This is a genomic window from Pseudomonas sp. S2_A05 (assembly GCF_054668485.1).
Genome location: NZ_CP162775.1, coordinates 4723889 through 4738069 on the forward strand (window position 1 = coordinate 4723889; position 14181 = coordinate 4738069).

The window sequence follows — 14181 nt, forward strand, 5'->3', positions numbered from 1 at the left end:
AGGTCACGCGGTTTTCTGCAACCCGGCCACCGTGCGCGGCATTGCGACAAAACCCGGCAACGCTTCGACTCGTGCCAGCCAGGCGCGAACGTTGGCGTAGTCATCCAGCGCGACATTGCCCTCCGGCGCATGTGCAATGTAGCTGTAGGCAGACACGTCAGCGATGGTCGGTTCTTCGCCCGCCAGATACGCTGTTTTGCCCAACTCCAGCTCCATGACCTTGAGCAGATTGTGCGCACGGCCGATGACTTCCTCGGCATTCAGTTGCGCACCAAACACCGTGATCAGGCGTGCCGCCGCCGGGCCAAATGCAATCGGTCCCGCCGCTGCCGACAGCCAGCGCTGCACATGCGCTGCGCCCACCGGGTCGGCCGGCAGCCAGCGTCCGTTGCCATATTTCTGCGCCAGATAAACCAGAATCGCGTTGGAATCGGCCAGCACCACGCCGTTGTCATCAATCGCCGGCACTTGGCCAAAGCTGTTGATCGCCAGGTACTGCGGCTGTTTGTGCTCACCTTTGGCCAAATCGACGAAGATCAGCTCGGTCGGCAGTTGCAGCAGCGACAGCATCAACTCGACGCGGTGGGCGTGACCGGAACGGGGAAAGTTGTAGAGTTTGATCGCTTGCATGGTCGACTCCGATGGAAAGTGACGTCGCTACGGGGATGAGCGCGCCGATGGAGTCATCATCTATGGGTTGCCGGAACAACAGAATAACCAGCCACTGCAATCGATTATTTCATCTCGTGCAATAACGCCGCAGCACTCAGGGCTGGATGCTCACGCAGCGCCTTCACGGCAAAGTCGACAAAACTGCGGATCCGCGCCGGTGCCTTGCGCCCGCCCTGATACACCACATGGATCGGCAACGGTGGCAATTCAAACTCGGCGAGGACGATTTCCAGCTCCCCCGCCGCGACTTTGTCCGCCACTTGATACGACAGCACTCGCGTCAGGCCCAGGCCTTTGCGCGCGGCAGTGATCGCCGACTGATTGGCCGTGACGGTCAGGCGCGGTTCGGTGCGCACACTGAGTGCTTCACCGCCGTCGAGAAACGGCCAGTTGCGTTGCTGACCGATCGCCGATGTCGCCACCACCGGCAACCCGGCCAATGCCTGCGGATGCTCCGGGCGGCGATGTTCAGCCAGAAACCCCGGCGAAGCGCAGATTACCCGCCGCACTTCCCCAACTCGGATCGCATGCTGATTGCTGTCCGGCAGCTCACCGATGCGTACCGCGACATCAATGCCCTCCTCGACCATGTTGACGACCCGGTCCAGCAACAGCGCGTTGATCGACACATCCGGATAACGACAAAGGTAATCGGCCATCACTGGCGTCACGAACAGATCGCCAAACAGCACCGGCGCAGTAATCGTCAACTGCCCGCGCGGCAAGGCATGGCTGCCCGCCGCCGAATCCTCGGCCTCCTGCACCTCGGCAAGAATCCGCCGGCAGTCATCGAAATAACGCTGCCCGGCTTCGGTGAGATGCACGGTGCGCGTGGTACGCACCAGCAACTGCGTACCGATATGCTGCTCCAACGCCGCTACGGCCCGGGTGACGCTCGCCGCCGACAGACCCAGACGCCGCGACGCCGCCGAAAAGCCTTGCTCTTGGGCGACGACAACGAAGATCTGCATTTCCTGAAAGCGGTCCATCGAATTCCTCCGGGCGGATACGACAATCGCAGCCGAGGCTGCGATTGTGGGAGCGTAGATCAACGGTGGATAACTTATTCCACGGTGACCGATTTCGCCAGGTTGCGCGGCTGATCAACGTCGGTGCCCTTGAGCACGGCGACGTAATACGACAGCAGTTGCAGCGGGATCGTATAAAGGATCGGCGAGAGAATGTCGTGGATGTGCGGCATTTGCACCACGTGGGTACCTTCGCCGTTGGTCATCGCAGCCTTCTCATCCGCGAACACGATCAACTCGCCGCCGCGAGCGCGGACTTCCTGCAGGTTGGATTTGAGCTTCTCCAGCAACTCGTTGTTCGGCGCGACGGTCACCACTGGCATGTCGTTATCCACAAGTGCCAGCGGCCCGTGTTTGAGCTCGCCGGCCGGGTAGGCTTCGGCATGGATATAGGAGATTTCCTTGAGTTTCAAGGCACCTTCCATCGCTACCGGGAATTGCGCGCCACGGCCGAGGAACAGGGTGTGGTTTTTCTCGGCAAACAGCTCGGCGATTTTTTCCACAGTGCTGTCCATCGCCAGCGCTTCGCCGAGGCGAGTCGGCAGGCGACGCAGTTCTTCGACGAGTGTGGCTTCGACACCGTTGGCCAGAGTGCCGCGCACCTGACCCAGCGATAGAGTCAGCAGCAACAGGCCAACCAGTTGCGTGGTAAAGGCTTTGGTCGAAGCCACACCGATTTCGCGGCCGGCCTGGGTCAACAGGGTCAGGTCGGATTCACGCACCAGCGAGCTGATGCCGACGTTGCAGATCGCCAGGCTGGCGAGGAAGCCCAGCTCCTTGGCATTGCGCAGGGCCGCGAGGGTGTCAGCGGTTTCGCCGGACTGCGAGATGGTCACGAACAGCGTGTCCGGCTGCACCACCACTTTGCGATAACGGAATTCACTGGCGACTTCCACCTGGCACGGGATGCCGGCCAGTTCTTCGAGCCAGTAACGCGCGACCATGCCGGCGTGATAGCTGGTGCCGCAGGCGACGATCTGCACATTGCGCACTTTGGCGAACAGCTCGGCAGCTTGTGGACCGAAGGCCTCAACCAGCACTTGATTGTTGCCCAGGCGACCTTCGAGGGTGCGCTGGACCACGGCCGGCTGCTCGTGGATTTCCTTGAGCATGTAATGGCGGAACTCACCCTTGTCGGCGGCTTCGGCACCGTCGGTGTACTGCACGGTCTGGCGCTCGACAGCGTTGCCGTTCACGTCCCAGATCTGCACGCTGTCGCGACGGATTTCAGCGATATCGCCTTCTTCCAGGTACATGAAGCGGTCAGTGACCTGACGCAGGGCCAACTGGTCGGAGGCGAGGAAGTTCTCGCCCAGACCCAGGCCGATCACCAATGGACTGCCACTGCGCGCGGCAACCAGGCGATCCGGTTGGCTCGCATTGATCACCGCCAGACCGTAGGCCCCGTGCAGTTCCTTGACGGTTGCCTTGAGCGCTGCAGTCAGGTCCGGTTGTTCCTTGAGCTTGTGGGTCAGCAGGTGCGCGATGACTTCGGTGTCGGTGTCCGAGCTGAACGCATAACCCAGTGCTTTCAGTTGTTCGCGCAGAGCTTCGTGGTTCTCGATGATGCCGTTGTGCACCACCGCGATGTCACCGGAAAAATGCGGGTGAGCGTTGCGCTCGCACGGCGCGCCATGGGTCGCCCAACGAGTGTGGGCGATACCGAGACGACCGGACAGCGGCTGTTCGGCCAGCGCGGTTTCCAGTTCGCTGACCTTGCCCGGACGGCGCATGCGTTCCAGGGTCTGGTCATTGGTATAAACCGCCACACCGGCGCTGTCATAGCCGCGGTATTCGAGGCGCTTCAGGCCTTCGAGAAGGATGGCGGTGATATTACGTTCAGCTACAGCGCCGACAATGCCACACATGGTTATTTCTCCTGACTGACAGCCGCACAGATCAAAGTGATCCCGCGGGCCTGAAGCTGATCGCGTGCCTCGACAGACAGGCGATCATCGGTAATGAGGGTATGGATGCTGCTCCAGGGCAGCTCCAGGTTGGGAATCTTGCGACCGATCTTGTCGGCCTCGACCATGACGATCACTTCTCGCGCAACGTCGGCCATCACCCGGCTGAGGCCGAGCAGTTCATTGAAGGTGGTGGTGCCGCGCACCAGATCGATACCGTCAGCGCCGATGAACAGTTGATCGAAGTCGTAAGAGCGTAGTACCTGCTCGGCGACCTGGCCCTGAAAGGATTCCGAGTGCGGATCCCAGGTGCCGCCGGTCATCAGTAGCACCGGCTCGTGTTCCAGTTCGCTCAAGGCATTGGCGACATGCAGCGAGTTGGTCATCACCACCAGACCCGGTTGCTGGCCCAGTTCGGGAATCATCGCGGCGGTGGTGCTGCCGCTGTCGATGATGATGCGCGCGTGCTCGCGGATGCGTTTGACCGCCGCGCGGGCGATCGCCTGCTTGTACTTGGAAATACTCTGCGCCGTTTCTGCGACCAGCTCTTGAGGCATGGTGATCGCACCGCCGTAACGACGTAGCAACAAACCATGGGTTTCCAGCGCGGCGAGATCCTTGCGAATCGTAACTTCCGAAGTTTCGAAACGCTTGGCCAGCTCGTCGACACTGACTTCGCCCTGCTCATTGAGCAAGGCGAGGATGTTATGGCGACGTTGGGGAGTGTTACGCTTGGACATGGCGACTTAAGTTTCGATTCGAAAGATAACGCAAGCAATGAAACTCTATCGAAAGGTTGCCGTCAAGACACGAAGAGAAAAATTCAGAAAGATTGAAATGACTGTGGGAGCGAGCCCGCTCGCGAAAGGGGAGTCCTAGCCACTCAAGACGTGACGGAGAGACCGCATTCGCGAACAGGCACGCTCCCACAGGGGATTGTGGATAAATCAGGATTTTTTGATTTTTTCCGGCCGCTTCCAGCCGTCGATGTTCTTCTGGCGGGCTCGGCCTACCGCCAACTGAGCGTTATCCACATTTTGCGTGATGGTCGAGCCGGCCGCAGTCGTCGCACCGTTGGAGATATCCACAGGCGCGACCAGCGAGTTGTTGGAACCGATGAACACATCAGCACCCAGCACGGTTTTCCACTTGTTGGCGCCATCGTAGTTGCAAGTGATGGTGCCGGCGCCGATGTTGGTGCGTGCGCCGATTTCTGCATCGCCCAGATAGGTCAGATGGCCAGCCTTGGCACCCTCGCCCATGTGTGCATTTTTCAGCTCAACGAAGTTACCCACATGGGCGCGCGCTTCGAGCACAGTGCCCGGGCGTAACCGCGCGAAGGGACCAGCGTCACTGCCTTCACCGAGAATGGCGCCTTCTATATGACTGTTGGCCTTGATTACCACGCCTTTGCGCAGGGTGCTGTCCTTGATCACGCAGTTCGGGCCGATCTGTACGTCGTCTTCGATGATGACCTTGCCTTCGAGGATCACGTTGATGTCGATCAGCACATCGCGACCGACGCTGACTTCGCCGCGTACGTCGAAGCGGGCCGGGTCACGCAGGGTCACGCCCTCAGCCATCAGGCGGCGGCCGGCGCGCAACTGGTAATGACGCTCCAGTTCAGAGAGCTGCTTGCGATCGTTGGCGCCCTGCACTTCCATCGGGTCGTGCGGCTGTTCGGTGGCAACCACCAGACCATCGCTGACCGCCATTTCGATCACGTCGGTAAGGTAGTACTCGCCCTGCGCGTTATTGTTCGACAGGCGACTCATCCAGTCCGCCAGGCGATTGGCCGGCACAGCGAGGATGCCGGTGTTGCCTTCGGTGATCGCACGTTGCGCTTCGCTGGCGTCTTTGTGCTCGACGATTGCCGCGACCTTGCCGTCAGCATCACGCACGATGCGGCCGTAACCGGTCGGGTCATCCAGCTCGACAGTGAGCAAACCCATCTGGCCCGGCACGACATGCTTGAGCAGACGTTGCAGGGTATCGACTTCAATCAGCGGCACATCGCCGTAAAGAATCAGCACAGTGTCGGCATCAATGAACGGCACCGCTTGGGCGGTGGCATGGCCAGTGCCCAGTTGCTTGTCCTGCAACACAAAATTCAGGTCATCAGCTGCCAGCCGCTCACGCACCACATCGGCACCGTGACCGATCACCACGTGAATGCGTTGTGGATCAAGTTGCCGAGCGCTGTGGATAACATGACCGAGCATGGAGTTGCCGGCAATCGGGTGCAGCACTTTGGGCAGCGCCGAGCGCATGCGAGTGCCTTGACCGGCCGCGAGGATAACGATTTCGAGAGACATGACTGGCTACCAATCCTGGGTGGTCAGCAACTGCGACCGGGTTTGAAATTCGGAAAAGAAAAAAGGGTAGCCGAGGCTACCCTTTTTTATCAATCGCACAACAAGCGGATGACGGATTAACCGCCAAACTTCTTGCGGATCTGCTGGACGGTGCGCAGCTGGGCTGCAGCCTCGGCCAGACGAGTGGCAGCGGCGCCGTAATCGAAGTCCGCGCCTTTTTCGTTCAGGGCATTCTCGGCAGCCTTGAGAGCTGCCTGAGCCTGAGCTTCATCCAGGTCGGCGGCACGTTGCACGGTATCGGCAAGTACCTTGACCATGTTCGGCTGAACCTCGAGGAAACCACCGGAGATGTAGAACACCTCGGCTTCCCCGCCTTGCTTGATCAGGCGGATCGGACCCGGCTTGAGATTAGTGATCAGCGGCGCGTGACCCAGAGCGATACCAAGATCACCCAGTGCACCGTGCGCAATCACCATCTCGACCAGGCCGGAAAAGATTTCCCCTTCCGCGCTGACGATATCGCAATGGACTGTCATAGCCATCTGATTGCCTCAACCTAAATTAGCGCCCGTTGCCGGGCGCCGGGATTACAGTTTCTTGGCTTTCTCGATCGCTTCTTCGATGCCGCCAACCATGTAGAACGCTTGTTCTGGCAGGTGGTCGTAGTCACCGTTGAGGATGCCTTTGAAGCCAGCAATGGTGTCTTTCAGGGAAACGTATTTACCCGAAGCACCGGTGAAGACTTCAGCCACGAAGAACGGCTGCGACAAGAAGCGCTGGATCTTACGAGCACGGTTAACCAACTGTTTGTCGGCTTCCGACAGCTCGTCCATACCCAGGATCGCGATGATGTCTTTCAGCTCTTTGTAACGCTGCAGAACATACTGAACGCCGCGAGCGGTGTCGTAGTGGTCCTGACCGATCACGTTCGGGTCCAGCTGGCGCGAAGTCGAATCCAGTGGATCTACCGCCGGGTAGATACCCAGGGAAGCGATGTCACGGGACAGAACGACGGTGGCGTCCAAGTGGGCGAAGGTGGTCGCTGGCGACGGGTCGGTCAAGTCGTCCGCAGGTACGTATACCGCCTGGATCGAGGTGATCGAACCTTCCTTGGTCGAAGTGATACGTTCCTGCAGAACGCCCATCTCTTCAGCCAGGGTCGGCTGGTAACCTACTGCCGAAGGCATACGGCCCAGCAGTGCGGATACTTCAGTACCGGCCAGGGTGTAACGATAGATGTTGTCGACGAACAGCAGAACGTCGTTACCTTCGTCACGGAACTTCTCGGCCATGGTCAGGCCGGTCAGTGCTACGCGCAGACGGTTTCCCGGCGGCTCGTTCATCTGACCGTAAACCAGTGCCACTTTGTCCAGAACGTTGGAGTCCTTCATCTCGTGGTAGAAGTCGTTACCCTCACGAGTACGCTCACCCACACCGGCGAACACGGAATAACCGCTGTGCTCGATGGCGATGTTACGGATCAGTTCCATCATGTTTACGGTTTTGCCTACACCGGCACCACCGAACAGACCGACTTTACCGCCCTTGGCGAACGGGCAGACCAGGTCGATAACCTTGATGCCGGTTTCCAGCAGGTCGTTGCCGCCTGCTTGCTCGGCGAACGAAGGTGCTGCGCGGTGAATGCCCCAGCGCTCTTCGGTGTCGATCGGGCCAGCTTCGTCGATCGGGTTACCGAGGACGTCCATGATCCGGCCCAGGGTCGCTTTACCGACCGGTACGGAGATGGCTGCGCCAGAGTCGGTGACTTCCAGACCGCGCTTCAAGCCCTCGGTGGAACCCATCGCAATGGTACGCACCACGCCGTCGCCCAGCTGCTGCTGAACTTCCAGAGTGGTTGCGGCCGCGCTTTGTACAGTCAGCGCGTTGTAGATGCTCGGTACGCTGTCGCGTGGAAATTCCACGTCGATAACGGCGCCGATGATTTGAACGATACGTCCGCTACTCATAGCTGGATCCTCTGAATATTTGAACCGTTAAACCGCGGCAGCGCCGCCGACGATTTCCGAGATCTCTTGGGTGATCGCAGCCTGACGCGCCTTGTTGTAGATCAGCTGCAAATCGCTGATCAAATCACCGGCGTTGTCGGTAGCGTTCTTCATCGCGATCATCCGCGCAGCCTGTTCAGCCGCGTTGTTCTCGACCACCGCCTGGTAGACCTGCGACTCGACGTAACGGACCATCAAGCCGTCAAGCAGCTCTTTGGCGTCCGGTTCGTAGAGATAGTCCCAGTGGTGCTTGAGATCCTGATCCGGGGTTGCCACCAGTGGAATCAACTGCTCCACGGTAGGCTGTTGCGTCATGGTGTTGATGAACTTGTTGGACACCACGGACAGGCGGTCGATACGGCCGTCCAGGTAGGCATCCAGCATCACCTTGACGCTGCCGATCAGGTCATTGATCGACGGCTCTTCACCCAGGTGGCTGATAGCTGCAACGACGTTACCGCCGAAGTTGCGGAAAAAGGCCGCACCCTTGCTACCGACTACACACAGATCAATCTCGACGCCGTTTTCGCGGTTTACCGCCATGTCCTTGACCAGGGCCTTGAACAGGTTGGTGTTCAAGCCGCCGCACAGACCACGGTCACTGCTCACGACGACATAACCGACGCGCTTGATTTCGCGGTCGATCATGAACGGGTGGCGGTATTCCGGGTTGGCGTTGGCCAGATGCCCAATTACCTGGCGGATACGCTCCGCATAAGGACGGCTAGCAGCCATGCGCATTTGTGCCTTGCGCATTTTGCTGACCGCCACTTTTTCCATGGCGCTGGTAATCTTTTGCGTGCTTTTGATGCTCGCAATCTTACTGCGAATCTCTTTTGCGCCTGCCATGTAACACCTATCAGGTTAGCAAGCGGGAGCCTCGCGGCTCCCGCTGCGGCTTACCAGGTTTGGGTGGCCTTGAACTTCTCGATACCGGCTTTCATGCCAGCGTCGATTTCGTCATTGAAGTCACCTTTAACGTTGATCTTGGCCATCAAATCGGCGTGATCGCGGTTGAAGAAAGCAATCAGCGCTTGTTCGAAGCTGCCGACCTTGGCGATTTCAATGTCAGTCAGGAACCCACGCTCAGCGGCATACAGCGACAGCGCCATGTCAGCGATCGACATTGGTGCGTATTGCTTCTGCTTCATCAGCTCGGTAACGCGCTGACCATGCTCAAGTTGCTTGCGGGTCGCTTCGTCCAGGTCAGAAGCGAACTGGGCGAATGCCGCCAGTTCACGGTACTGAGCCAGAGCGGTACGGATACCACCGGAGAGCTTCTTGATGATCTTGGTCTGAGCGGCACCACCCACACGGGATACCGAAACACCGGCGTTCACTGCAGGGCGGATGCCCGAGTTGAACATGGCCGATTCCAGGAAGATCTGACCGTCGGTGATGGAAATCACGTTGGTCGGAACGAACGCGGAAACGTCGCCAGCCTGGGTTTCGATGATCGGCAGTGCGGTCAGGGAACCGGTTTTTCCGGTCACTGCGCCGTTGGTGAACTTCTCTACGTATTCTTCCGAAACGCGGGATGCGCGCTCCAGCAGACGGGAGTGGAGATAGAACACGTCGCCTGGGTAAGCTTCACGGCCTGGTGGACGGCGCAGCAGCAGGGAAATCTGGCGGTAAGCCACTGCCTGCTTGGACAGATCGTCATAAACGATCAGCGCGTCTTCACCGCGGTCGCGGAAGAATTCACCCATGGTGCAACCGGAGTACGGTGCCAGGAATTGCAGCGCAGGAGATTCCGAAGCACTGGCAGCCACGATGATCGTGTTGGCCAGGGCGCCGTTTTCTTCCAGCTTGCGAACCACGTTGGCGATGGTCGATTGCTTCTGACCGATGGCTACGTAGACGCAGAAAATGCCGCTGTCTTTCTGGTTGATGATCGCGTCGATCGCCAGAGCGGTTTTACCGATCTGACGGTCACCGATGATCAGCTCACGCTGGCCACGGCCGACAGGGATCATGGCATCGACAGCCTTGTAGCCAGTCTGTACAGGCTGGTCTACCGACTTACGCCAGATCACGCCCGGAGCAACTTTCTCGACCGCGTCGGTCTCGGTGTTGCCCAGTGGACCTTTGCCGTCAACAGGGTTACCCAGAGCATCGACTACGCGGCCCAGCAATTCCTTACCAACAGGAACTTCGAGGATGCGGCCGGTGCACTTGGCGCTCATGCCTTCAGCCAGCGACTGGTAGGAGCCCAATACCACGGCACCTACGGAGTCCTGCTCCAGGTTGAGGGCCATACCGTAGACGCCGCCCGGAAACTCGATCATCTCGCCGTACATGACGTCGGCCAGACCGTGAATCCGCACGATGCCGTCAGATACGCTGACGACAGTGCCTTCGTTACGGGCTTGGGAGGTCACATCGAGCTTGTCGATGCGGCCCTTGATAATTTCACTTATTTCGGAAGGATTGAGTTGCTGCATTGCTCTGCTGCCCCTTCAAACTCAAGATTTCAATGCTTCGGCAAGTTTCGCGATTTTGCCGCGAATCGAGCCATCGATAACCAGGTCGCCGGCGCGGATCACGACACCACCAATCAAGGCAGCGTCCTCCGCAACTTGCAGGCGCACTTCCCGGTTGAGTCGTGCACTGAGAACCTTGGCGAGTTTGTCTTGCTGTTCTTGGTTCAATGCAAATGCACTGGTTACTTCAACGTCTACCGATTTCTCTTGTTCGGCCTTGTACAGGTCGAACAGAGCGGCGATCTCCGGCAGAAGCAGGAGACGGTCGTTCTCGGCAACGACGTTGATGAAATTGCGTGCCTTTTCATCAAACTTGTCGCCGCACACGTCAATGAACGTGGCGGCCTTTTCTGCGCTCGTCAGTCGCGGGGCCTTGAGCACGCGCTGCAGGGTGTCGTCTTGCGACACCGCTGCTGCCAGGCCGAGCATGGCTGACCAATTGGCCAGTTGCTGGTGGGCCTGAGCGTGCTCGAAGGCCGCCTTAGCGTAAGGTCGGGCCAACGTGGTCAGTTCTGCCATGATCGCCCTCGCTTAGATTTCAGCAGCCAGTTGGTTAACCAGCTCTGCGTGCGCGTTTTGATCGATTGTGGCACCCAGGATCTTCTCGGCGCCGCCAACAGCCAGCAAGCCCACTTGGGCACGCAGCTTGTCTTTGACGCTGTTCAGTTCCTGTTCGATCTCGGCTTGAGCCTGAACCTTCACACGGTCAGCGTCGATACGGGCTTTTTCAACAGCCTCTTCGACGATCTGGTTACCGCGTTTCTTGGCTTGCTCGATGATTTCAGCTGCCTGAGCTTTCGCTTCGCGCAGTTGCTGACCCGCTTTCTCTTGGGCCAACTCCAGGTCGCGAGCTGCACGGCTGGCAGCGTCCAGACCATCAGCGATCTTCTTTTGACGTTCGTGCAGAGCAGCGATGACCGGAGGCCATACATACTTCATGCAGAACAGTACAAAAATCAGGAACGCAACGGACTGGCCAATCAGGGTCGCATTAATGTTCACGCCAACACCTCGCAGTTACGTTGTCCATCACACCAAATTACCCGGAAGATCCGAGTAATCAGCCAGCGATCTGACCAACGAACGGGTTCGCAAAGGTGAAGAACAGAGCGATACCAACACCGATCATGGTTACGGCGTCGAGCAGACCGGCAACGATGAACATTTTCACTTGCAGCATTGGAACCATTTCTGGCTGACGCGCTGCGCCTTCCAGGAACTTGCCGCCCAGCAGGCCGAAACCAATTGCGGTACCCAGTGCGCCCAGGCCGATCAACAGTGCAACAGCGATAGCGGTTAGACCAACTACAGTTTCCATCTTTCCTCCCGACTTTTACGTCGTATGGTTTAGGTTTTTTAGATTAAAGCGGTAAAACAAATCGTTTCAGCTGCCCCGCAAGGAGCTCCCTCCCGTTTGACCGGGAGGAACATCAGACTAGTCGAGACTGGTCTTAATGGTTTTCTTCGTGCGCCATCGACAGGTAGACGATGGTCAGCATCATGAAGATGAACGCCTGCAGGGTGATGATCAGGATGTGGAATACAGCCCACGCCCACTGCAGAACAACGCCCAGGCCGCTGAGCCAGAGCAGGCCGCTGCCGAACATCACAGCGATCAGAATGAACACCAGCTCGCCGGCATACATGTTGCCGAACAGACGCAGAGCCAGAGAGATCGGCTTGGCGATCAGGGTGACGAATTCCAGCAGGAAGTTCACCGGGATCAGCAGGGCCTGAACGAAGATGTTCTTGCTGCCGAACGGGTGCAGGGTCAGTTCGCCGATGAAGCCGCCGATGCCCTTGACCTTGATGCTGTAGAAAATGATCAGTGCGAACACCGAGAACGCCATGCCCAGAGTCGCGTTCGGGTCGGTAGTCGACACGGCGCGGAACGGGATGTGGGCATCGCCGGAGATCAGGATGGCCAGCTGAGGAATCCAGTCGACCGGTACCAGGTCGACGGCGTTCATCAGGAACACCCAGACGAAGATGGTCAGTGCCAGCGGTGCAATCACCGGGCTACGGCCATGGAAGCTGTCTTTCACGCTGCCATCGACGAATTCGACCAATACTTCAACGAAGTTCTGCAAGGCACCCGGCTGACCCGAAGTCGCTTTCTTTGCCGCCATGCGGAAAAGAAGAACGAAGATCAGACCCAGCGCGACCGACCAGCCGAGGGTATCGACGTGGAAAGCCCAGAAGCCCATTTCCTTGGCTTCTGCTGCGGTGTGGGCAAAGCCCCAGCCGCCGTTGGGTAGCTGACCGAAAGTCAGGTTCTGCAAGTGGTGCTGGATATAGCCCGAAGCGGTTGTCTCTGCCATGGTTGCCTCAAACGCCCTAAGGTCTCGAAAGTCTTGTTCTCATCAGCAGGGGAGCGAACCAGCTGACCGACTGCGTCAGCACGAACACGCCGAATACTGCGATCGGCGCCAGTGGCTTCACACCTGCGAACACCAGTGCAAACAGCACTGCCGTCAAAATAAGTTTGCCTGCCTCGCCGGCATAAAAAGACCGGACGATGGACTGGGCTGCTCGGGCGCCGGAAAACCGAAATGCCCTGTGAGCGAAATAAACATTGGGCAGCAAGGCTATCAGGCCTCCGCAAAGTCCCGAGTATCCGGCAACGACTCCATGCCATTGCCAGAGCGCCAAAGCGGCAATGAGCAGAATGACAAATTGAGCCATCAACACCGGAAAAACCGCCAGGCGATGGAAAGGCAAGCGGTTTGGCGTGCGGGTTCCCATCACAGTTGCTCTCCAATGGTCGGCTGCCGAAATCCAATAACTTGGCATAATTTGTGCCGACAAAATGCGCGCAGAGTATAGGGGCGGTTCTGCCCCTATTCAACTGTCAGGTAGTGATTTCCGACTGCGCGCTACATGAGGAAATGTTTCAGCGGATGTGTGCGAGCACACCTTGAAGCTCGTCGAGCGAGTTATAACCAATCACCAATTGGCCCTTGCCCTTCTTGCCATGGCGAATCTGCACCGCAGAGCCTAGGCGCTCGGCCAAACGCTGCTCGAGGCGAGCGATGTCCGGGTCAGGTTTTGCAGCTTCCACAGGCTCCGGTTTGCCACTCAACCACTGACGAACCAGTGCCTCAGTTTGGCGCACGGTCAGTCCTCGTGCGACAACATGTCGCGCCCCTTCGACCTGCTGATTGTCCGGCAGACCGAGCAAGGCACGCGCGTGACCCATTTCCAGGTCACCGTGCGACAGCATTGTCTTGATCACTTCAGGCAGTGCAATAAGTCGCAACAGGTTAGCCACAGTCACCCGCGACTTACCCACAGCCTCGGCAACCTGCTGCTGAGTCAGCTGGAATTCCTGCTGCAAGCGCTGCAAGGCGACGGCTTCTTCGATCGGATTGAGATCTTCGCGCTGGATGTTCTCGATCAGCGCAATCGCAATGGCGGTTTCATCCGGCACATCGCGAACCATCGCCGGGATGGTTTCCTGCCCGGCCTGCTGACTGGCGCGCCAGCGGCGTTCACCGGCAATGATCTCGAAGCGACCGCCGCCAATCGGGCGCACCACGATCGGCTGCATCACACCTTGGGCCTTGATCGACTGCGCCAGCTCTTCCAGGGCCTGCGGGTCCATGTCACGGCGCGGCTGATATTTGCCGCGCTGCAGCAGGTCCAGCGGCAGGTGTTGCAGTTCGCGGGTGTCGGCCTGCGCGGCTTGTTCTTCCAGCGCGCTGACCGTCGGACCACTCAGCAGTGCATCCAGTCCACGTCCGAGACCTCGTTTCTTGACGGCCATGGGG

At 58.7% G+C, this 14181-nt stretch carries 15 protein-coding genes; all 15 read right to left on the minus strand.

Annotated elements, in window-relative coordinates:
- Positions 1-3 precede the first annotated feature (3 nt).
- Positions 4-630: a glutathione S-transferase family protein gene (locus AB4O12_RS21550; RefSeq protein WP_095181171.1), complete on the minus strand. Its 627-nt coding sequence runs from the start codon at positions 628-630 to the stop codon at positions 4-6.
- Between the two features lie 104 nt (positions 631-734).
- Positions 735-1661, minus strand: a complete 927-nt coding sequence (locus tag AB4O12_RS21555) for a LysR substrate-binding domain-containing protein (protein ID WP_423522009.1) — start codon at positions 1659-1661, stop codon at positions 735-737.
- A 74-nt stretch (positions 1662-1735) separates the two neighbouring features.
- Positions 1736-3568 carry a glutamine--fructose-6-phosphate transaminase (isomerizing) gene (gene glmS, locus AB4O12_RS21560; protein WP_460059714.1) on the minus strand — a complete coding sequence of 611 codons (1833 nt, stop codon included), beginning with the start codon at positions 3566-3568 and terminating at the stop codon, positions 1736-1738.
- 2 nt (positions 3569-3570) lie between these two features.
- Positions 3571-4347, minus strand: a complete 777-nt coding sequence (locus AB4O12_RS21565; RefSeq protein ID WP_016772409.1) for a DeoR/GlpR family DNA-binding transcription regulator — start codon at positions 4345-4347, stop codon at positions 3571-3573.
- A 207-nt stretch (positions 4348-4554) separates the two neighbouring features.
- On the minus strand, positions 4555-5922 hold the full coding sequence (gene glmU, locus AB4O12_RS21570) for a bifunctional UDP-N-acetylglucosamine diphosphorylase/glucosamine-1-phosphate N-acetyltransferase GlmU (RefSeq protein WP_460059715.1): 1368 nt from the start codon (positions 5920-5922) through the stop codon (positions 4555-4557).
- A 116-nt stretch (positions 5923-6038) separates the two neighbouring features.
- Positions 6039-6464: a F0F1 ATP synthase subunit epsilon gene (locus AB4O12_RS21575; protein ID WP_016772407.1), complete on the minus strand. Its 426-nt coding sequence runs from the start codon at positions 6462-6464 to the stop codon at positions 6039-6041.
- Positions 6465-6509: 45 nt separating this feature from the next.
- Positions 6510-7889 carry a F0F1 ATP synthase subunit beta gene (gene atpD / locus AB4O12_RS21580; protein WP_016772406.1) on the minus strand — a complete coding sequence of 460 codons (1380 nt, stop codon included), beginning with the start codon at positions 7887-7889 and terminating at the stop codon, positions 6510-6512.
- Between the two features lie 27 nt (positions 7890-7916).
- The gene (atpG, locus tag AB4O12_RS21585; protein ID WP_007911960.1) at positions 7917-8777 is read right to left on the minus strand and encodes a F0F1 ATP synthase subunit gamma; all 861 of its coding nucleotides are present in this window, start codon (positions 8775-8777) and stop codon (positions 7917-7919) included.
- Between the two features lie 50 nt (positions 8778-8827).
- On the minus strand, positions 8828-10372 hold the full coding sequence (atpA, locus tag AB4O12_RS21590; protein WP_016772405.1) for a F0F1 ATP synthase subunit alpha: 1545 nt from the start codon (positions 10370-10372) through the stop codon (positions 8828-8830).
- Positions 10373-10393: 21 nt separating this feature from the next.
- The gene (locus AB4O12_RS21595) at positions 10394-10930 is read right to left on the minus strand and encodes a F0F1 ATP synthase subunit delta (RefSeq protein WP_016772404.1); all 537 of its coding nucleotides are present in this window, start codon (positions 10928-10930) and stop codon (positions 10394-10396) included.
- 12 nt (positions 10931-10942) lie between these two features.
- The gene (locus AB4O12_RS21600; protein WP_016772403.1) at positions 10943-11413 is read right to left on the minus strand and encodes a F0F1 ATP synthase subunit B; all 471 of its coding nucleotides are present in this window, start codon (positions 11411-11413) and stop codon (positions 10943-10945) included.
- A gap of 58 nt (positions 11414-11471) precedes the next feature.
- Positions 11472-11729 (minus strand): F0F1 ATP synthase subunit C, encoded by a 258-nt coding sequence (gene atpE / locus AB4O12_RS21605; RefSeq protein WP_003097235.1) that lies wholly within the window; start codon positions 11727-11729, stop codon positions 11472-11474.
- 133 nt (positions 11730-11862) lie between these two features.
- Positions 11863-12732 (minus strand): F0F1 ATP synthase subunit A, encoded by an 870-nt coding sequence (gene atpB / locus AB4O12_RS21610; RefSeq protein ID WP_016772402.1) that lies wholly within the window; start codon positions 12730-12732, stop codon positions 11863-11865.
- 16 nt (positions 12733-12748) lie between these two features.
- On the minus strand, positions 12749-13156 hold the full coding sequence (locus AB4O12_RS21615; protein ID WP_056791105.1) for a F0F1 ATP synthase subunit I: 408 nt from the start codon (positions 13154-13156) through the stop codon (positions 12749-12751).
- Positions 13157-13304: 148 nt separating this feature from the next.
- On the minus strand, positions 13305-14177 hold the full coding sequence (locus AB4O12_RS21620; RefSeq protein ID WP_007960777.1) for a ParB/RepB/Spo0J family partition protein: 873 nt from the start codon (positions 14175-14177) through the stop codon (positions 13305-13307).
- Positions 14178-14181: the final 4 nt, after the last annotated feature.

What these genes read in the sequence shown, in the direction of transcription:
- AB4O12_RS21595 (WP_016772404.1), bottom strand. Translation starts at nt 10,930, where the DNA reads ATGGCAGAACTGACCACGTTGGCCCGACCTTACGCTAAGGCGGCCTTC.
- AB4O12_RS21575 (WP_016772407.1), bottom strand. Translation starts at nt 6,464, where the DNA reads ATGGCTATGACAGTCCATTGCGATATCGTCAGCGCGGAAGGGGAAATC.
- AB4O12_RS21555 (WP_423522009.1), bottom strand. Translation starts at nt 1,661, where the DNA reads ATGGACCGCTTTCAGGAAATGCAGATCTTCGTTGTCGTCGCCCAAGAG.
- atpG (WP_007911960.1), bottom strand. Translation starts at nt 8,777, where the DNA reads ATGGCAGGCGCAAAAGAGATTCGCAGTAAGATTGCGAGCATCAAAAGC.
- glmU (WP_460059715.1), bottom strand. Translation starts at nt 5,922, where the DNA reads ATGTCTCTCGAAATCGTTATCCTCGCGGCCGGTCAAGGCACTCGCATG.
- glmS (WP_460059714.1), bottom strand. Translation starts at nt 3,568, where the DNA reads ATGTGTGGCATTGTCGGCGCTGTAGCTGAACGTAATATCACCGCCATC.
- AB4O12_RS21550 (WP_095181171.1), bottom strand. Translation starts at nt 630, where the DNA reads ATGCAAGCGATCAAACTCTACAACTTTCCCCGTTCCGGTCACGCCCAC.
- AB4O12_RS21565 (WP_016772409.1), bottom strand. Translation starts at nt 4,347, where the DNA reads ATGTCCAAGCGTAACACTCCCCAACGTCGCCATAACATCCTCGCCTTG.
- AB4O12_RS21620 (WP_007960777.1), bottom strand. Translation starts at nt 14,177, where the DNA reads ATGGCCGTCAAGAAACGAGGTCTCGGACGTGGACTGGATGCACTGCTG.
- atpD (WP_016772406.1), bottom strand. Translation starts at nt 7,889, where the DNA reads ATGAGTAGCGGACGTATCGTTCAAATCATCGGCGCCGTTATCGACGTG.
- atpB (WP_016772402.1), bottom strand. Translation starts at nt 12,732, where the DNA reads ATGGCAGAGACAACCGCTTCGGGCTATATCCAGCACCACTTGCAGAAC.
- atpE (WP_003097235.1), bottom strand. Translation starts at nt 11,729, where the DNA reads ATGGAAACTGTAGTTGGTCTAACCGCTATCGCTGTTGCACTGTTGATC.
- AB4O12_RS21615 (WP_056791105.1), bottom strand. Translation starts at nt 13,156, where the DNA reads ATGGGAACCCGCACGCCAAACCGCTTGCCTTTCCATCGCCTGGCGGTT.
- atpA (WP_016772405.1), bottom strand. Translation starts at nt 10,372, where the DNA reads ATGCAGCAACTCAATCCTTCCGAAATAAGTGAAATTATCAAGGGCCGC.